We start from the raw sequence: 17424 nt of genomic DNA, 5'->3' as shown, positions 1-17424 counted from the left end.
GCACCGGTGATCCCGATCACCAGCGGATCGATCCGCGCGGCCGGAGTTTCCGCGGCACTCATTGGGGATCCCCACCTGGGCCGGCATTCGCAACAGGCTTGGTGCCCTCGTAGATCGTGCAGACCCCAAACGTCAGCGGGGTGAATTTGACATCCGTCAATCCGGCCGCCCCCATCCGATCGGCCAATGCTTGCCCGTCCGGAAAGCGGCTGACCGAATCGGGCAGATACGAGTAAGCCGACTTGTTATTGCGGGCGAACCATTGCCCGACCCGGGGCAAAATGTGCTTGAAATAAAAGTTGTAGGTTTGCCGCAGCCCCGGCAGCGTCGGCTTGGAGAATTCCAACACCATCACTTGCCCGCCTGCCCGGCACACCCGCGTCATCTCGCGCAAGCCTCGATCGGTGTCGGCGACGTTTCGCAAACCGAAGGCCACGGTGACACATTGGAACCGGTTGGACGCGAAGGGCAATTGCTGGGAATCGGCTTCGAGAAAATCGATCGATTCCGAAGGCGAACCGACGACGCGTTTTTGCCGAGCGATTTCCAACATCGCGTAACAAAAATCGCTGCCCACGACTTCGACACCCTGGGGGGCCGCGTCGGCGATCGCGATCGCCAGATCGCCCGTCCCGGTGCACACATCCAGCGCCGGCACGCCGGGAACCAGACGCAAGCGTTTGACCGCTTGGCTGCGCCAGTATTTGTCAATATTCAGCGACAACAATTGGTTCATCAGGTCGTAGCGGGGAGCGATCTGGCGAAACATCTCGCGCACCCGAGCATTGCTCTTGTCCAATTCCCCGGCCGTTTCGTTGGGGGGCGTGTCGACGGTGGGTGGCGCTGGTTCGGTCACGTTGGCGGTCATGGAAGGGGATCGATCGATTGGCTGGGGGCGTGGTCACGGCTCGATTCTATGGTAGCGAATCTCGTCAAACGCCCTGACGACGAGCTACCGGTACCGGCGGCCGCAAAAACCGTCCTTAGGTTCTGGCATGACGGTCGCGGTTTGGGAAGGACACAATAGAGAACCGCAAAACGGGAACGGTCCAAAACAGGCCGTGGGCCGTCGCGTCGGTTTCGGCCCCACGGTGCTGGTACGCGGCTCGACATCTGCTAACTTTTTCGCCATGCGGACACTTTTTTTTGACATCGATGGGACCCTGCTCGTGACCCAACGTGCCGGAAGCGGTGCGTTGGTGCGTGCGATGGTGGATGAATTCGGGGTCGCCGACCTGGCCATCGAACACATTTCGTTCGGCGGACGCACCGATCGCGACTTGGTTTGCGAGTTTCTGGTGGCCGGGGAAATTGCCCCGACGCCTGAAAACCAAGGCCGATTGCGGCGACGTTACGCCGTGACGCTACGCGACGTGCTGCCCACGGTGCGAGGCGAAGTGTTGCCGGGGGTCGCGGAATTGCTGCCGGCGTTGTCGGCGACGCCCCACCTCTCGTTGGCCGTGATGACGGGGAATTTTCCCGAAACGGCCCGGATGAAGCTGGAGACCTTCCGGCTGATCGATTTCTTTCCCTGGGTGGTCGGTGGCGACCTGGACGCGGTTCGCTGCGACATGGCCCGACGCGCGGCCGACCAGTTGGCACGGCGTCGAGGCGAGGCGGCCCGCGACGACGTGATCGTCATCGGCGACACGCCCAATGACGTCCGCTGCGCGCACACAATCGGCGCCAAGTGTTTGGCGGTCTGTACGGGTACGGCCACCCGCGAGGAACTGGAAATCGCCGGAGCCGACCGCATCGTCGACGACCTGACCGACCGGGACGCGATGGAGTTCTTGGTGCGGTAGGGGGAGACAAGGAGACAAGGAGAGGGGGAGACAGGGAGACAGGGAAGAAAGATCGGAACGAGACCGGCGGGGCCCCGCTGCCACCCCATCGTTTTGCCACCCCATCGTTTTGCCCCCATCGTTTTGCCCCCATCGTTCTGCCCCCATCGTTCTGCCCCCATCGTTCTGCCCCCATCGTTTTGCCCCCATCGTTTTGCCCCCATCGTTCTGCCCCCATCGTTTTGCCCCCATCGTTCTGCCCCCATCGTTTTGCCCCCATCGTTCTGCCCCCATCGTTCTGCCCCCATCGTTCTGCCCCCATCGTTCTGCCCCCATCGTTCTGCCCCCATCGTTCTGCCCCCATCGTTCTGCCCCCATCGTTTGCCCCCATCGTTCTGCCCCCATCATTCTGCCCCCATCATTCTGCCACCCCATCGTTTTGCCTCCATTGTTTTGCCTCCATTGTTTTGCCTCCATTGTTTTGCCGACATCGTTTTGCCGACATCGTTTTGCCGACATCGTTTTGCCGACCTCCTGTTCCGGCTGCACCTTCCGGTTTGGCGTGTTTCGCTTTAAAACTCTCGTTTCACCGGTCTTCCCTTCTCCGCCAGCGCAACCAGCGAGCATGACGACACCTGAAACTGACGGCACGCAATTTCCCGCCACCGATGCCGTGGTCGGCGTGATCATGGGCAGCAAGAACGATTGGGAGACGATGCGTCCGGCATGCGAGATTTTGGATGCCTTGGGCATCCGGCACGAGCGAACCGTCGTCAGCGCCCACCGCACCCCGGCACGGATGTTCGCGTACGCCCAATCGGCGCGGCAGCGGGGATTGAAAGTGATCATCGCCGGGGCCGGCGGCGCCGCCCATCTGCCGGGGATGGTGGCATCGGAAACGTCGCTACCGGTAATCGGCGTTCCGGTCCAGAGCCGGGCGCTGCAGGGACTCGATTCGCTGTTATCGATCGTGCAAATGCCGGGCGGGATCCCCGTCGCCACCATGTCGATCGGGGCCAGCGGGGCCAAAAACGCCGGCTTGATGGCCGCTCGCATGCTGGCGATCAGCGACCAGGCCGTCCGTGAGGCGCTGGAGGCGTTCATTCAACAGCAGACGCAGCAAGTCCTCGCCGCCACCGAACTGGAGTGATCTCGACGTGTCAGCACTGGAATCGAACGAATCGATGGTGATGCCGGGGGCGACGATCGGCATGGTCGGTGGCGGACAACTGGGCCGCATGTTTGCGATCGCGGCGATGCAGATGGGATACGACGTCGTGGTCTTCTGCGGCTCGCCCGACGAACCGGCCGGCCAGGTTGCCACGCGAACCGTCGTCGGCGATCTACTTGATCACGCCGTCGTGTCACAGTTTGCCCAGCAGTGCCAGGTGATCACGCTGGAATTCGAGAACATTCCCGCCGAGACGATTCGCTGGTGCAGCGAGTTCGCGCCGACGTATCCCTCGCATCATGTCCTTGCCACCGCACAAGATCGACTGGTTGAAAAAACCACGTTCCGCGATGCGGGTCTGGCGGTGACGCCCTATGCCGCGGTCGATTCGGCCGCCGGCGTCGGCGAGTTTGCCGAGCAGCATGGCTGGCCGGTGATCGTGAAAACGGCACGGAGCGGATACGACGGCAAGGGACAGTATCGCCTCGATGGCCAAGCCGACGCAGCGGCGGTGCCGTGGGAGTCCGCCGACGCCTGGATCGCCGAGAAATGGATCTCGTTTGATCGAGAAGCCTCGGTCGTCGTAGCGCGTTCGGCCGCGGGGGAAGTCCGCTGTTTCCCGCCCTTTGAAAACGATCATCGCAACCACATCCTCGACGTCTCGTTCTGCCCTTCGACCCTGTCGCCGGCACAACAACAATTGGCCAACTCGATCGCGACCCGGGCCGCCGACGTGCTGCAGTTGGTCGGCGTGCTGTGCGTGGAGTTTTTTGTCGTCGATGCGGAAACAATTTTGATCAACGAGGTCGCGCCGCGGCCGCACAACAGTGGCCATTTGACGATCGAAGCGTGTCACACCAGCCAGTTCGAACAACACGTCCGAGCGGTCTGTGGGCTGCCACTCGGATCGACCGAGTTGCGCGTCGGCGGCGCGGCGATGGCCAACCTGTTGGGCGATTTGTGGAGCGTTGACGGACAGCATCCGAGCTGGGATCAGGCGTTGGCCGTGCCGTCGGTTTCGCTGCACCTGTATGGCAAAACCGACGCCAAAGTCGGCCGGAAGATGGGGCATCTGACCGCCACGGCGGGTTCCGCATCGGAGGCGGTTCAAGCGGTGAATCAGGCGAGAGAGTCACTGATATAGGCTCGCGTCAGACGGCTGGTTCTCTGTCACAACGGCCTTCGACAGGCAAAAAGTCGATCCCACGGGTCAGCGGTTCTGGACGCTGAACGCGAGCCGTTGCAATTCGCTGGCCAAGTCGACGTTGACGACGGCCGTGGATCCCGGCAAGCGTAACGTGGTGGGGGCAAAATTCAGGATGCCGCTGATGCCGGCGGCGACCAAATCGGCGGCGACGACGGCCGCCTGGTCGACCGGGACGGCCAGGATCGCCAGGTCCGGTGAGAGTTCGGCCAGCTTGCCGGTCATCGTGGCGGCGTTCCAAATCGACACCCCCCCGATCTGTTTTCCGATTTTGCCCGGGGCGAGATCGAAGGCGGCGACCAGTCGAAACCCCAATCGCTCGAAACCTCGGTAGCGGAGCAGCGCATCGCCGAGCGATCCGACGCCGACCAAGATGACCTGCCACTGCAGCCCGCTGCCGAGCACCGCGCCGATCTGTTCGGTCAGTTTGTCGATCGGATACCCCACGCCGCGACGGCCGATCGTGCCCAGACTGCTCAGGTCGCGGCGGACGACGGCGGGAGACACATCGACCAGCGCACCGAGCTGTTTGCTGTTGAGATGGGTTTCGCCCTGATCGGCCAAGCGATGCAATTCGCGAAAGTACAGACTCAGCCGCCCGACGGCCGGTCGCGGCAATTTGTTGACGCCGCTGTTGGGGTCCGAAGTCGTTTCGTGGTCCGGTTCTGAGGGCATGGGAGGATTGTAACGCCCTCGGAAGACCGACAGGGGGAAGTGGGGAGAGGGGAGAAAAAGGAAGGAGCCAATCTCAGATCTCAGATCTCAACCCGGAACCTGGAACCTGGAACCTGGAACCTGAAACCTGAAACCCGGAACCCGGAACCCGGAACCTGGAACCTGGAACAAACGTCCTCGCTCCGCCGTCCCGATCGCTACATCTGTTATGGATTGCAATGGCGGCACTCCTGGACAGCCTAGGCGTCTTAATTTGCCTTGATCGACCTGTTTACTTGGTCGGATCACTTTACGCAGACGATGAATTGACAGCATAAGGACCCAATTCGTTGGCACGCAAACTTTGTGTGTCCGCACCATCTTCCTCCCACCGTTCGTGCGGGTAGATGGGAAAGAGGTTAATTCGGGCAACGATCGGCACCTTCGGGTGCAGTGACCGGAGCCGGATTCATCTTGAACGGGGGGTCTTTCGTCGCAGTGCACGTGCACGCAAAAAGTGCAGGAAGGTGTGAGCAATGGGTCTCGCATCATCCAGTGCGTCCCTTTGCAACCCAAATGTGTTTCCTGGAGAAAGAAGAGATGAAAAGGCTGTGGTTATTGCCCGCCTTGGCGATCATCGCGATCGTCTCGGGGGCTCAATCCGCACGCGCCGCTTATTGTGGTGCGATCAGCTATCAAGGCTGTAGTAATTGCGGAGAGTCAGTGGTCAGCGACGGCACCGTCGCTGACGGCGCGTCACCCGTCGCTGACGGAGCTGCATCGGCAAACGCCGATGGAAGCTACACCGTCATGCGTAACGTGACCGAGACCGTATACGAGCAAGTCCAAGAGACTCGCTATCGTACGCGGAACGAAACGTATTACGAAGACAAAGAAGTCCAAGCAACTCGTGTCGTTCCTTACACGGAGCAACGAGAAGTCCAGTACACCGTGATGGTGCCGACGTACGAAACGAAAACTCGTACGATCAACTACACCGTCAACAAACCGGTCTACGAGACTCACGAAAAGGTCATCAACTACACGGTCAAAAAGCCCGTGTACGAGACCAAGACGCGTACGATCAACTACACCGTCATGAAACCGGTGTACGAGACGCACGAAAAGGTCATCAACTACACGGTCAAAAAGCCCGTGTGGGAGACCAAGACTCGCACGATCAACTACACCGTCAACAAGCCGGTGTACGAAACTCGCGAAAAAACCATCAACTACACCGTGATGGTTCCCGTTCACGAGACCAAGACTCGTACGATCAACTACACGGTTTACAACACCGTGCGTGAAGACAAGGTTCGCACCGAGAACTACACCGTCATGGTTCCCGAGCAGTACACCAAGACCATCACGGTCAAAGGTGGACACTGGGAAACGCAAACGGAAACCGTTCCCGGTCCGATGATGCGACGCACGGTTCGTGAACCGGGCACGTGGACCTACGATCCGGCGACCTGCCGTTGCGTGTACTGCCCCGGCAAGTGCCGCGTCGAATGCGTCCAAGGTTGCCCCAAGACGATCTGCAAGAAAGTCTGGGTGCCGACCTGCGAAGAAAAGGAAATCTGCTGCACGCGCTACAAGAAAGAGTGCCGCACGCGTGAGATCCCTTACACCGTTTGCCGACGCGTTCCTGAGTGCAAGACCAAGACTTGCAACTACACCGTCTGCAAGATGGTTCCCGAGTGCCGCACGAAGACCTGCAAGTACACCGTTTGCAAGATGGTCCCCGAGTGCCGCACGAAGACTTGCGAGTACAAGGTTTGCAGCTACGTCTGCGAACAACGCAGCAAGGTTTGCAAGTACACCACTTGCAAGATGGTTCCCGAGTGCCGCACCAAGACCTGTAACTACACCGTTTGCAGCTACGTCTGCGAGCCCCGTACGAAGGTCTGCAAGTACACCACTTGCAAGATGGTTCCCGAGTGCCGTACCAAGACTTGCGAATACAAAGTTTGCAAGATGGTTCCCGAGTGCCGCACCAAGACCGTTTGCGTCAACAAGTGCCGCACCGAGTGCTACACGAAGATCTGCAAGGTCAAGAAGTGCCGTCAGGTCTGCGAGCCTTACACGGTCACCAAGTGCGTTCCGCGTACGGTCTGCAAGCAAGTCCCCGTGACGGTTTGCTGCCCGGCCCCGGTCTGCTGTGGTGCCGCTGACGCTTGCGGATGTGGCGCTGCTGCTCCCTCCTGCGGATGCAGCAAGTCCAGCGGCGGACTGCTGAAAAAGCTGTTCGGCGGATGCAACAAGGGATGCAACAGCTGCTGCGACGTCGCTCCCAGCTGCGGATGCGACGCTGAGCCGACCTGTGGTTGCGAAGCCGCTCCTTCCTGCGGCTGCTAATTGAATCGGCCGGGAGGTCCCGCCGAGTCACAAAGCTCGGTGGGCCGCCTAGCCGCTCAAAACTGCACGCGACAAGCCAGGCGGGGTGAGCCCCTCAATTGAGGCGGCTCACCCCGTTTTTCGCGTCTCGTCTTGATTGGGAAACAAGTGGGAGAGGCTTCCAGACTGGTCCGCTCGGACTCCTCCAGCCTGCCTCCACCAGCCTGCAAGCCTCTCCCACTTCCCAAAGACGACCGGCTTTTTTTGTCTGATCTGGACAAATGCGATATACTGCGTAGAAGCAACGGGAGCCGCGAAACTCTTTCTCTTCTACTTTTCGAGTCGAATGCTGTGTCGCAGAGTCTTTTTACGAGCGACTCCTCGTCTGCCCGCACTCCGCAATCGATCGATATGCCTTCCGTCCCCCCGGTCCCACCACCGCCGCCGCGCCGCGGAACACCGCGTGAACGCAGCCCCTGGGCCGGAGCAGACCAGTCCGCTGAAGATAGGGCTGCTGAAGACCAGGCCGCTGAAGACAGGGCCGCATCGCCGCTGCCGGGGCCGCTGCCGGGGCCACCGCAGTCGGCCGACATGATCGACTCGGACGAAGAAACACTCGGAGCCGAGCCCCCCCACGGTCTGTCCGCCAACAAGATCCCGGCCGACAAGCCCCCAACCCAACGCGGCGACGTCGCGGCGGCCGGAAACGGACCCTCGATCCCGCCGCCGCCGCCACCCCGAGCCACCCTGCCGCCCACCCGCCCGATCACGGAAGTGTCCCAGCCGCGGTCCGGGATCGGCTCGGCCGTGACCCGCTGGCGTGGAAGCTTGCCCGAAGTCACCACGGCGGAAGACGGAAACGCCGATGCGGACGCCGCGATTGCCGCCGCAGACCAGGACGCCCCCGCGGACGACGTCACCCGCTCGGCTCCCTCCTGGCTGCTCAGTCTGGTGATCCATTTGATCGTGCTGCTGATTCTGGCCCTGATCACCTCGCCCACCGGGAACGGTTTCACCAACCTGGTGCTCGATTTTGGGATCAGCAATGAACCGATCGAGGATGCGCTCGAATTGGATCTGTCTTCGCCACAAACCGATGACCTGATCGAAGCCCCCGAAGACGCGTTGGACGACACGCTGCTGGAAACCGAGATTCCGGAGATTTTCGAAACGGTGGAACCGGCCGAGATGGAGGCGATTCAGCCGGTGCTGCTGGGAGCCGAGCCGATCGAGATCTCCAAACCGATGTTCAGCGGACGGACCGGGGCGATGCGAAAAGCGTTGATGGCGATGTACGGCGGCACCGATGAGACCGCCAACGCCGTCAAGCTCGGGCTGGCCTGGCTGAAACGACAACAGCATCGCAGCGGTTACTGGAGCATGCTGAAACCCTACAGCAACGGTGCCGTTTCGGAAAACCGGCCGGCCGCGACCGCGATGGCATTGATCGCGTTTGCCGGGGACGGCAACACCCACCTGGAAGGCATGTACCGCGCCGAAGTCGACAAAGGGTTGAAGTACTTGGTGTCACAACAGGATCGCGGCGGGTACATGGCCGCTTCGGCGCGCGGCAACGAACGAACCTACGCCCAAGCCCAAGCGACGATCGCGCTGTGCGAGTTGTACGGGATGACCAAGGATTCCTGGTTGCGCGCTTACGCCCAGCGCGCCGTCGATTACGCACTCAAAGCACAGGCATCCGATGGCGGCTGGCGATATCGACCCAATGAACCCGGCGACACGTCGGTCACCGGCTGGTACGTGATGGCCCTGCAAAGTGCGCTCGGGGCTGGGCTGGAAGTCAACCCGGGGAACATGAGCCGAATCGGACAGTACCTCGATTCGGCCAGCGTTTACTACGGTGCCGGTTATGCCTACCAACCCGGCCGCAGCGACGCCACGCCCACGATGACCGCCGAAGGGCTGCTGTGTCGCCAGTACCTCGGTTGGGAGCGAAACGATGGCCGGCTCCAAGACGGCCTCAACCTGTTGCGTACCGATGCACCCTTCGACATCAATCGCCAAAACGTCTACTACTGGTACTACGCAACCCAAGCGTTCCACCATGTCGGCGGCCCGCTGTGGACCGAATGGAACAATGAGATGAAAGTCAAACTGCCGGCCCTGCAAATCAAGGACGGCAACGAACGCGGCAGCTGGGCCCCCCAAGGCGACCGCTGGAGTATCGGCGGCCGCTTGTACACAACCTGCTTGTCGATCTACTGCCTGGAAGTCTACTACCGCCACCTGCCGCTGTACGACCAGAACTGACTCTGTCAAAGTGGGGTAAGCTTCCAGCTTGCCTTCCTGGTTTCACTTGTGAAACCCCAACACTTCCGCCAAAGTGAAGCCAACCGTCACGCACCGCGTGACCTACACCCCCATCAGCCGAACGCCCCAATCGGCCAACGTCACCGCCGCGATCGCGATCAGCGCGATCGTGTAGCGACGGATCGTGCGATCGGCCGGCAGTTTTCCGCCACGCACCATCTGTAGCATCGTGCCCAGGCATGCCAGCGCGTAAAACGCCAACAAGAATCCGCCCACGTTGGCGCGTGCCGCGGCGAGAAAATCTCCGTTCATCGCGTGCGCCCACGATGTCGTCATCCCGCAACTGGGGCAACGAATTCCGAACAGCACGCGGATGCTGCAGGGCGGAAGCCCCAGCTGGTGATGCGTCCCCAAGCCGGAGGAGTCGGGTTGCAACGTCCAGGCGGTCGCCAGCAATCCGACCAGCAGCGCAGCCACGCCCGCCGCAGCGATCCGCAACAACCACGCCCCCAGACGTGTCGCATCGCGGTCAGGTTGCGGCAACGCTCGCGATGAAGCCACGCGGGTGATTCCTTGACGGTCGGGTTGAAACTTGAAAATCGCGAACGCCCCGATGGCAGGCGGATGTGGGCCCGTGCGAACGGATCTTCCGACTGTTATTCTGTCGGTTCGTTTTAACATCCCGCAACCTGAACAAAAACCACAGCCCGTGAAGTACGCCATTTGTAACGAGACCTTCGGCGAAATGCCACTTGACCAAGCACTTCAAATTGCGCGTGATGCGGGTTACACCGGCTGGGAAGTCGCCCCGTTCATGATCACCGACGACGTGCCGTCCTTCACCGCCGACCAGCGGGCTGCCTATCGCGACGCCGTGTCAGCGGGCGGATTGGAAATCATCGGGTTGCACTGGTTGTTGGCCAAGACGGAAGGCTTTCATTTGACCACGCTGGACGAGGACGTGCGTCGAAAGACGAGCGAATACTTCTGCGAACTGGCGCGGCTGTGCCGTGATTTGGGCGGAGACGTGATGGTGTTGGGTTCGCCGCAGCAACGCAATTTTCCGGCCGGCCAAACCGAAGAACAGGCGATGGAAGCGGCGGCGGCGTGTTTGCGGGCCGTTGTGCCGACCCTGGACGAATGCGGGGTCCGGATCGCGATCGAACCGCTCGGGCGTGGCGAAGGCAACTTTCTCAACACCGCCGCGGCCGGACGCGATTTAATGAATCGGATCGCCAGCGACCACGTCGGATTGCACCTGGACGTCAAAGCGATGAGCGACGAACCGACACCGGTTCCGCAGATCATCCGTGACAACGCCGACGCGATGATGCACTTCCACGCCAATGATCCCAATCTGCTCGGTCCGGGCATGGGGGACGTCGATTTTCGCCCGATTTTTGAAGCGGTCAAAGAAATCGGCTACGACGGCTGGACCAGCGTCGAAGTCTTTGATTACTCGCTCGGTGCCGAGACGATTGCCCGCCAGAGTATGGCCAACATGATCGCCGCGCAAGCCTGATGCGAACCCGCCTGGCTCCCTCTCCGACCGGTGCTCAGCATCTTGGGAACGCGCGAACGCATTTGATCGCCTATTGGGCGGCGCGCCGTGCGGGAGGCGAATTGGTCTTTCGCATCGACAATCTTGACTCGCCCCGCGTCAAGTCGTGGGCGATCGACCAGGCCATCGAAGACCTTCGCTGGCTGGGCATCGAGTGGGACGGGCAACCGATCCTTCAAACCGACCACGAATCACGCTACCGGCAAGCATTGGCGACGTTGACCCACGGAGGCGGTAACCTGGCGTATCCCTGCGTCTGTTCACGCAAAGACATCGCCGAGGCGCTTTCGGCACCCCATGAAAGTCGGTTTCGCGGTGAAGGGCCGATTTATCCGGGGACCTGTGCAGGCTATCGCGACGGCGATGCGATCCCGGAGCAGCATCATTGTTGGCGGCTGCGGGTCAGCGACCAGACGTTGGAATTCGACGATGCCGTGCTGGGGCCGCAGCGTTGCAATCCGGCCAGAGAGTTGGGCGATTTCCCGATCACATCCAAAAACGGTCAAGTCTCGTATCAGCTGGCCGTCGTGGTCGACGACCAAAGCCAGGGCGTCGACTTTGTCATCCGTGGCAATGATCTGATCGCCAGCACGTTTCGGCAATTGGATCTGTCTCGTCACCTCGGCTACCCGGTGCCTCGTTACGCCCACGTCCCCTTGGTCCTGGGCAGCGACGGGCGACGATTGGCCAAACGTCACGGCGACACGCGGCTGAGTCACTATCGCGAGTGTGGCGTCACGGCCGAAGCGATCGTCGGTTGGGCGGCCCATTCGCTCGGGTTGATCGACACGGCCGAGCCGCAAAAAGCGTCCGACCTGATCGACCAGTTTGACTGGTCACGATTGCCCACCCGGGACACCGTGATGGACACGGAACGATTGTTCGGATTGTGAGCATCTTCGCGCCCACGCACGAAGTACCGTCTGCCGAATCGTTCTCGTTTAGCCAATCGCAGACGATTGTCTCGATGCGTCTGGGCAAACACGATTGCGAGATCGCGATCGGCGCATCCCCGTCAAAATCGGCTGACAAACGCGGCGAACGAGCGCCGCAGGGTCGATGCAAAACGACAGCGAACGGTCGCTGCCGTTGCGCCGGTGTCCGAGTAGGAAGCGACTTAAAATGGATGAAGGAGTAATACTGTGAGAACTCATGTGATGCGACACTTCGCAATCGTACTCGGATTCAGTCTGGGGGGCGCCGTCGCCCTGGACTGCGCCGCGGGCAATCCTGGCAACGCCGACAACGGAACCTATCAGGCCCCCGCCCGATGGAACAATTTTCGACGCCCTGCTGCTCCGATCCAGCCCAATCGGTCCAGCAACAATGCGATGCCCTTTGGCGCCTCAGTGCAATCGGTCGCCACCCAAAACGCGATTGAAGACCTGCCGCACCCGGAAGCCGATCGCGTTTACCCACCGGTGCCGTCCATGCCAGCGGCACCGGGTTATGCACCACAGCATCACCCCGCCCCTCATCCGGCGGCGGCGGTTCAATCCCCAGTGGTCGCGCACCCGCCGGCGGGATCGTCATGCGCAACCTGCGATTCCTATGGGCACGCGAGTCCCTACGCGGCCGCCGCGGCTGCACCCTGGCAGGGTGCGGCGCATGGAAGTTGCGCGACGGCACCAGCCCCGGGACCGCGACCGATTTCACCTTGGTTTGGTGGGTCGAGTCTGATGTTCTGGAATATCGCCGGCAGCGACAACACCCCGCTGGTCACCGACGACAGCAGCATGGTGCTGCTGCGAAACCGGGACTTGGAGCCGACCGACGACACCAGTTTTGACGTGCACGCGGGCCGCTACTTCGGATGTGGCCAGTACGCCGTCGATGTGGAATACATGCTCTGGGACCCGGAGTGTCTGTGCCGCCAGGTTCCCGACAGCGGTGCGGGATTGCGATTGATCAACCCGGCACTTCAAACCGCATCGATCAACCGGGGCGGCGGTGCGACGACCGTTTACGATGACTACGACATGAACGCGGCGAGCATTCAAGTGATCCGTGACTTGAGAATCCAAAGTCTGGAGGTCAACCTCGTCGGGTTCGGGTTGATGGGTGCCCGACGATTGGGTTCATGCAGCCCGGCTTCGATCTGGGGTGGCGGCTGTGGTTTCGGCGGCTGCAGAGACAAAGCCTGCGGCAGTGCGATCGGTCCGCTGGCACGGGCCGCCGGGGGACGACTTCGGATCCAAAACTCGCACGGGTTCCGCTGGTTCCAACTCGAAGACGAACTGGAAATCGGCGGCGACGTGGACGGCATGGTCGGCTACGGAGCGAACGACCTGTATTACAAGTCGATCACCGAAAACAACCTGTTCGGGTACCAATTCGGTTCGCGGCTGAGTTACTGCATGGGCAGCCGAGCGATGTTCAACCTGGGCGGAAAAATCGGCGTCTACGGCAACGATGCGGAATTCTTTCACAGCATCACGACGACCATGGCGACCGGCTACACCAACTCGCAAGGTGCCGGTGCCGGTGACCTCTACACCCGCCAATCCGATATCTCGGTGGCCGGACTGGGTGAATTGGACCTCGGACTCGGATACCGGATCAGCAATTGCTGGACCATCAACGGCGGCTATCGCGTTTTGGCAGCCTGCGGTGTGGCCACCGCGGTCGGCCAGATGCCGACCGAATACACCTCCGCCGCTTCGGCCGGTGCGGTCCGTGCGGACGACTGCTTGATCCTGCACGGGGCCTACGTCGGCGTCGACTACAACTGGTAAGCGTCGCGCACCCATCGCGGACGTCATCCTTTCAAACGCGAGCGTGCTTGCCACGCTCGCGTTTAGTGGGATAGGCTTCCAGCCTGTCGACGCTGCAATGACAGGCTGAAAGCCTATCCCACTCGCAAGCCCCGACACTTCTTTTCCGTTCAGATCTTACGATTTTTGTCCGGCGTATCGCAGGCTGCGGCAGACCAGTCCCTTGACCGCGTCGATGTCTGCCGTCAGCGCGACTTCCATGTTGGCTTGCCATTCCGGTCGCAGCCGCTGGTCAAACACCGACATGCCGCGGGTGAGCAGACCTTGCGTTTCGACCTTTCCGGCCATTTCCGTCCACTGGAACAACTCGGGTTCGACGACCGCGGCAATCGTCGCCGCATCGATCAACGGAATCAGTTCGCGTCCCAAGCGTTGATGGGCGGTGCGGAACGCGAACGGCATCATCTGATGCAGCAACTGGCCGGCCCGTGTCTCGGTCGACGGCAGTTGTTCCAACAATTCGACGCCGAATTGCACCTCACCGGTGACATCCAACGGCAGCAGACTCTTGGTCGTCGGCGAACCGAAGACTTCGCTGGCGGCGGCGGGGTCAAAAAACAGGTTGAATTCGGCCACGCAGCTGGCATTGCCGGCGACGTTCACCGCGCCGCCGCTGATCACGATTTTGTCCAGCAGGTTGATGGCCGCCGGATCCCGTCGATAAAGACGAGCCAGGTTGGACAGCGGTCCCAGGCAAACCAGCGTGATTTCGTCAGGATACTTGCGGACCAGTTCGGCGATCACCTTTTCGCTGCTCGGCAAATGTTGACGCTGTGTTTCACCGACCGACAATTCGCCCAGGCCGCAGCGACCGTTCAAAAACAGATCGTCGATCGCCGACGCCGTCTCCGGAGGGATCGCCTTGCCGATGCGCGGATAGCGTGGCGGATCGAGCATCGACACGATCGCACAGACATTGCTCGTTGCCTGTTCGGACGTGACGGTCCCGGCGGTCGCGGTGACCGCCAAAACCTCCAAGCGAGGGTCAAACAATGAGGCCGTCAGGGCGACGGCGTCGTCAATTCCGGGGTCGGTGTCGATGATGATTTTTCGTGTCATGCGGAAAGTGTAAGTTCACGGGCGTTTCGAAACGAGCCCGATCCGCTAAAGTGCTGGGCGTTCCCGAAAACCGATGCGATCCCCGCCCCGTTTGGCTCATCAAATCCCCCCAGCTGCCGATGACGACTTTCGATGACGCGATCCGACAAGCGACCGCCGGCGAAGACCTCTCCGCCGAGCAAACCGCGGTCCTGATCGACCAAATGCTCAGCGGCGACGCGGCCGAAGAGCAAATCGGCCAGCTGTTGCTGGCGCTCCGTGACAAGGGCGAAGCGGTTTCTGAAATCGTCGGCGCCGCGACCGCGATGCGCCGCCACATGACGCGGATCCCACACCATCACGATCTTTTGCTGGACACTTGCGGAACCGGGGGCAGCCGCAGCGGCTCCTTCAACATCAGCACGGCGATTGCGATCGTCACCGCCGCCTGCGGCGTCCCCGTCGCCAAGCACGGCAATCGCAAAGCCACCAGCGTGACGGGCTCGGCCGATGTGCTGGAGGAACTCGGCGTGGGAATCGAATCCGACGCCCGGCAAGTGGCCCGCCGGCTGGATGAGATCGGCCTGTGTTTTTGTTTCGCCGTCAAACTACACCCGGCGATGCGACACGTCGTCGGCATTCGACGTAAATTGGGCGTCAAAACCCTGTTCAATCTGCTCGGCCCGCTCTGCAACCCGGCTGGCGCGACGCACCAATTGCTCGGGACCAGCAACCTTGACGCCCAATCCAAAATTGCCGACGCGATCGCGGAACTGGGCACCGTGCGGTCCTTTGTCGTGCATGCCGCCGATGGCCAAGACGAAGTGTCCCTGGACCGATACACCGACGCCATCGATGTCTCGGGCAATCACGTCACCCAGCGCTACCGCTGGACACCGCCAGATTTCGGCTTGCCGTCGGCTACCGTCGACTCACTGGCCGCCAGCGGCCCCGCCGAGAGCGCTGCGATCATTCGCCGCATCCTGGACGGCCAGCCCGGCCCGACTCGCGACACCGTCGTCGCCGGGGTGGCTGCGGCCTTGCTGCTGACCGAATCCGCCCCCTCGCTGGTCGCCGGCGTCCAACGTGCCGCCGAGGTGATTGACAGCGGGGCGGCAAAGGCCAAATTGGAGCAACTGGCCGGCGCCTTGTGAGCGGAAACGGCGGCACCCTCGATGCCGAAATGACAGGCTGGAAGCCTATCCCACTTGTTTCCGCTGATCACTCAGCTGGACCGCACCCCGTTAACGTTTCGCCAAATTTGCGGTTCTCCCCCCGTTTCAAATCAATCCACACGATTTCTGCATCCCACCATGCCTGCAACCGACTACGCCGCACGATTCCGCGAAATCCGTGACAAAGTTGAATCCGAAGAACGGCTCAGCTTGGACGACGGAATCTTTCTCTACGATCCCGCCGTGCCGCTGCAGGAAGTCGGTCAATTGGCCAATCTGGTCCGTGAACGAAAAAACGGCAACGTGGGTTACTTCAACATCAACACCCACCTGAATCCGACCAACGTCTGCGTCTATCGCTGCCGGTTCTGTGCGTTTCGCAGCGATTTGCGCGACCCCAAGGGCTACGCGATGAGCGACGAACAAATCGTCGAGCGCGGCCGCGAAGCCACCGAGAACGGATGCACGGAAATGCACATCGTCGGCGGGCTGCACCACAAAATGCCGTACGAGTGGTACCGCGGCATCATCGAACTGCTGAACAAGACCTACCCCCAAATCCATCTCAAAGCGTGGACCGCCGTTGAAATCAATTGGTTCGAATTCCAGACCAAGAAATCAAAACAATGGGTGCTGCAAGACATGCGCGATGCCGGGCTGGGAAGCATGCCCGGTGGCGGTGCCGAAATCTTCCACCCCGAAGTCCGTGACCAGCTGTGCGAACACAAAGCCAACACGCATGAATGGTTGCAGATCCATCAGACCGCCCACGAAATCGGCCTGAGAACCAATTGCACGATGCTGTACGGTCACGTCGAACAGGCCTACCACCGCATCGATCACCTGATCCGATTGCGTGAGCTACAAGACCGGACGGGCGGATTTCAAGTCTTCATCCCGCTGGCGTTTCACCCCGAAAACACCAAGCTGGACAACATCAAAAAACCGTCCGCACTGATGGATCTGCGGACGATGGCGATCAGCCGGCTGATGCTCGACAACGTCCAACACATCAAGGCGTACTGGATCATGCTGGGCATCGAAACCGCCCAAACGGCGCTCGCCTATGGCGCCGACGACATCGACGGAACGGTTCGGCACGAATTGATTTATCACGACGCCGGAGCGACGACCCCGGAATGCCTGAGCGTGGATCACATCAAGGGGTTGATCGCCGAAGCCGGCCGCGACCCGGTCGAGCGAGACACGGTGTACAACCACGTCCACCGCGAACCCCACGATTTCACAAAATGGACCTCCGGCGCTCCGGTCAGCGTCTGAGGGGATCATTGGGATCGACACAGGTCCCAAGAGTCGACGTCTCTCTCCCTCGGACCATCGGAAGAATAAGTGGGATAGGCTTCCAGCCTGTCATGGCGAAACCCCTTTACGAGCAACGACCCCAAAACGGCATCACCTCGGTGCGGGTGGCGGGTTAGAATTTGGAGTTCCCCG

Annotated in this window: 14 protein-coding genes; 10 read left to right on the top strand and 4 right to left on the bottom strand. The window is 61.2% G+C overall.

Annotation, left to right across the window (positions count from 1 at the left end; translation table 11 throughout):
* Positions 1–58: 58 nt before the first annotated feature.
* Positions 59–868: a bifunctional demethylmenaquinone methyltransferase/2-methoxy-6-polyprenyl-1,4-benzoquinol methylase UbiE gene (ubiE, locus tag Enr13x_RS16685; protein WP_145387915.1), complete on the bottom strand. Its 810-nt coding sequence runs from the start codon at positions 866–868 to the stop codon at positions 59–61.
* A 262-nt stretch (positions 869–1130) separates the two neighbouring features.
* On the opposite strand from ubiE, the gene Enr13x_RS16680 reads away from it, so the two are divergent.
* From Enr13x_RS16680 to Enr13x_RS16665, 3 genes are all read left to right on the top strand, one after another.
* A complete protein-coding gene (locus Enr13x_RS16680) occupies positions 1131–1805 on the top strand; it encodes an HAD family hydrolase (RefSeq protein ID WP_145387913.1) in 675 nt (224 codons plus the stop codon).
* Between the two features lie 604 nt (positions 1806–2409).
* Positions 2410–2934 (top strand): 5-(carboxyamino)imidazole ribonucleotide mutase, encoded by a 525-nt coding sequence (purE, locus tag Enr13x_RS16670; protein ID WP_231744340.1) that lies wholly within the window; start codon positions 2410–2412, stop codon positions 2932–2934.
* A gap of 7 nt (positions 2935–2941) precedes the next feature.
* A complete protein-coding gene (locus Enr13x_RS16665) occupies positions 2942–4099 on the top strand; it encodes a 5-(carboxyamino)imidazole ribonucleotide synthase (protein WP_231744339.1) in 1158 nt (385 codons plus the stop codon).
* Positions 4100–4165: 66 nt separating this feature from the next.
* On the opposite strand, the gene Enr13x_RS16660 is transcribed toward Enr13x_RS16665, so the two are convergent.
* Positions 4166–4834 carry a redox-sensing transcriptional repressor Rex gene (locus Enr13x_RS16660; protein ID WP_145387911.1) on the bottom strand — a complete coding sequence of 223 codons (669 nt, stop codon included), beginning with the start codon at positions 4832–4834 and terminating at the stop codon, positions 4166–4168.
* A gap of 579 nt (positions 4835–5413) precedes the next feature.
* On the opposite strand from Enr13x_RS16660, the gene Enr13x_RS16655 reads away from it, so the two are divergent.
* Both Enr13x_RS16655 and Enr13x_RS16650 read left to right on the top strand, forming a co-directional pair.
* Positions 5414–7171: a hypothetical protein gene (locus Enr13x_RS16655; protein WP_145387909.1), complete on the top strand. Its 1758-nt coding sequence runs from the start codon at positions 5414–5416 to the stop codon at positions 7169–7171.
* Between the two features lie 390 nt (positions 7172–7561).
* Positions 7562–9421: a prenyltransferase/squalene oxidase repeat-containing protein gene (locus tag Enr13x_RS16650; RefSeq protein ID WP_231744338.1), complete on the top strand. Its 1860-nt coding sequence runs from the start codon at positions 7562–7564 to the stop codon at positions 9419–9421.
* A gap of 102 nt (positions 9422–9523) precedes the next feature.
* Here Enr13x_RS16650 and Enr13x_RS16645 read toward each other — a convergent pair whose 3' ends face one another.
* Positions 9524–9982 (bottom strand): DUF2752 domain-containing protein, encoded by a 459-nt coding sequence (locus tag Enr13x_RS16645; RefSeq protein WP_197456080.1) that lies wholly within the window; start codon positions 9980–9982, stop codon positions 9524–9526.
* A 184-nt stretch (positions 9983–10166) separates the two neighbouring features.
* Between Enr13x_RS16645 and Enr13x_RS16640 the strand changes: the two genes are divergently transcribed.
* The 3 genes from Enr13x_RS16640 (at position 10167) to Enr13x_RS16630 (ending at position 13717) form a co-directional block, all read left to right on the top strand.
* A complete protein-coding gene (locus Enr13x_RS16640) occupies positions 10167–10943 on the top strand; it encodes a sugar phosphate isomerase/epimerase family protein (RefSeq protein WP_390621109.1) in 777 nt (258 codons plus the stop codon).
* Positions 10943–11875 (top strand): glutamate--tRNA ligase family protein, encoded by a 933-nt coding sequence (locus Enr13x_RS16635; RefSeq protein ID WP_145387903.1) that lies wholly within the window; start codon positions 10943–10945, stop codon positions 11873–11875. Before Enr13x_RS16640 ends, Enr13x_RS16635 begins: the two co-directional genes overlap by 1 nt.
* 264 nt (positions 11876–12139) lie before the next feature.
* Entirely contained in the window at positions 12140–13717 is a 1578-nt protein-coding gene (locus tag Enr13x_RS16630; RefSeq protein ID WP_145387901.1) for a BBP7 family outer membrane beta-barrel protein, read from the top strand.
* Positions 13718–13873: 156 nt separating this feature from the next.
* On the opposite strand, the gene Enr13x_RS16625 is transcribed toward Enr13x_RS16630, so the two are convergent.
* Positions 13874–14815 (bottom strand): nucleoside hydrolase, encoded by a 942-nt coding sequence (locus Enr13x_RS16625; RefSeq protein ID WP_145387899.1) that lies wholly within the window; start codon positions 14813–14815, stop codon positions 13874–13876.
* Between the two features lie 119 nt (positions 14816–14934).
* On the opposite strand from Enr13x_RS16625, the gene trpD reads away from it, so the two are divergent.
* Both trpD and mqnE read left to right on the top strand, forming a co-directional pair.
* Complete coding sequence (gene trpD / locus Enr13x_RS16620; RefSeq protein WP_145387897.1) at positions 14935–15948, top strand: anthranilate phosphoribosyltransferase; 1014 nt, start codon at positions 14935–14937, stop codon at positions 15946–15948.
* 159 nt (positions 15949–16107) lie between these two features.
* The gene (gene mqnE / locus Enr13x_RS16615; protein ID WP_145387895.1) at positions 16108–17250 is read left to right on the top strand and encodes an aminofutalosine synthase MqnE; all 1143 of its coding nucleotides are present in this window, start codon (positions 16108–16110) and stop codon (positions 17248–17250) included.
* Positions 17251–17424: the final 174 nt, after the last annotated feature.

The organism is Stieleria neptunia (assembly GCF_007754155.1).
In the GTDB taxonomy this organism is placed as follows: Bacteria; Planctomycetota; Planctomycetia; order Pirellulales; family Pirellulaceae; genus Stieleria; species Stieleria neptunia.
Note: the sequence above shows the minus strand (reverse complement) of the source record. Positions and strands in the feature narration are given on the sequence as shown.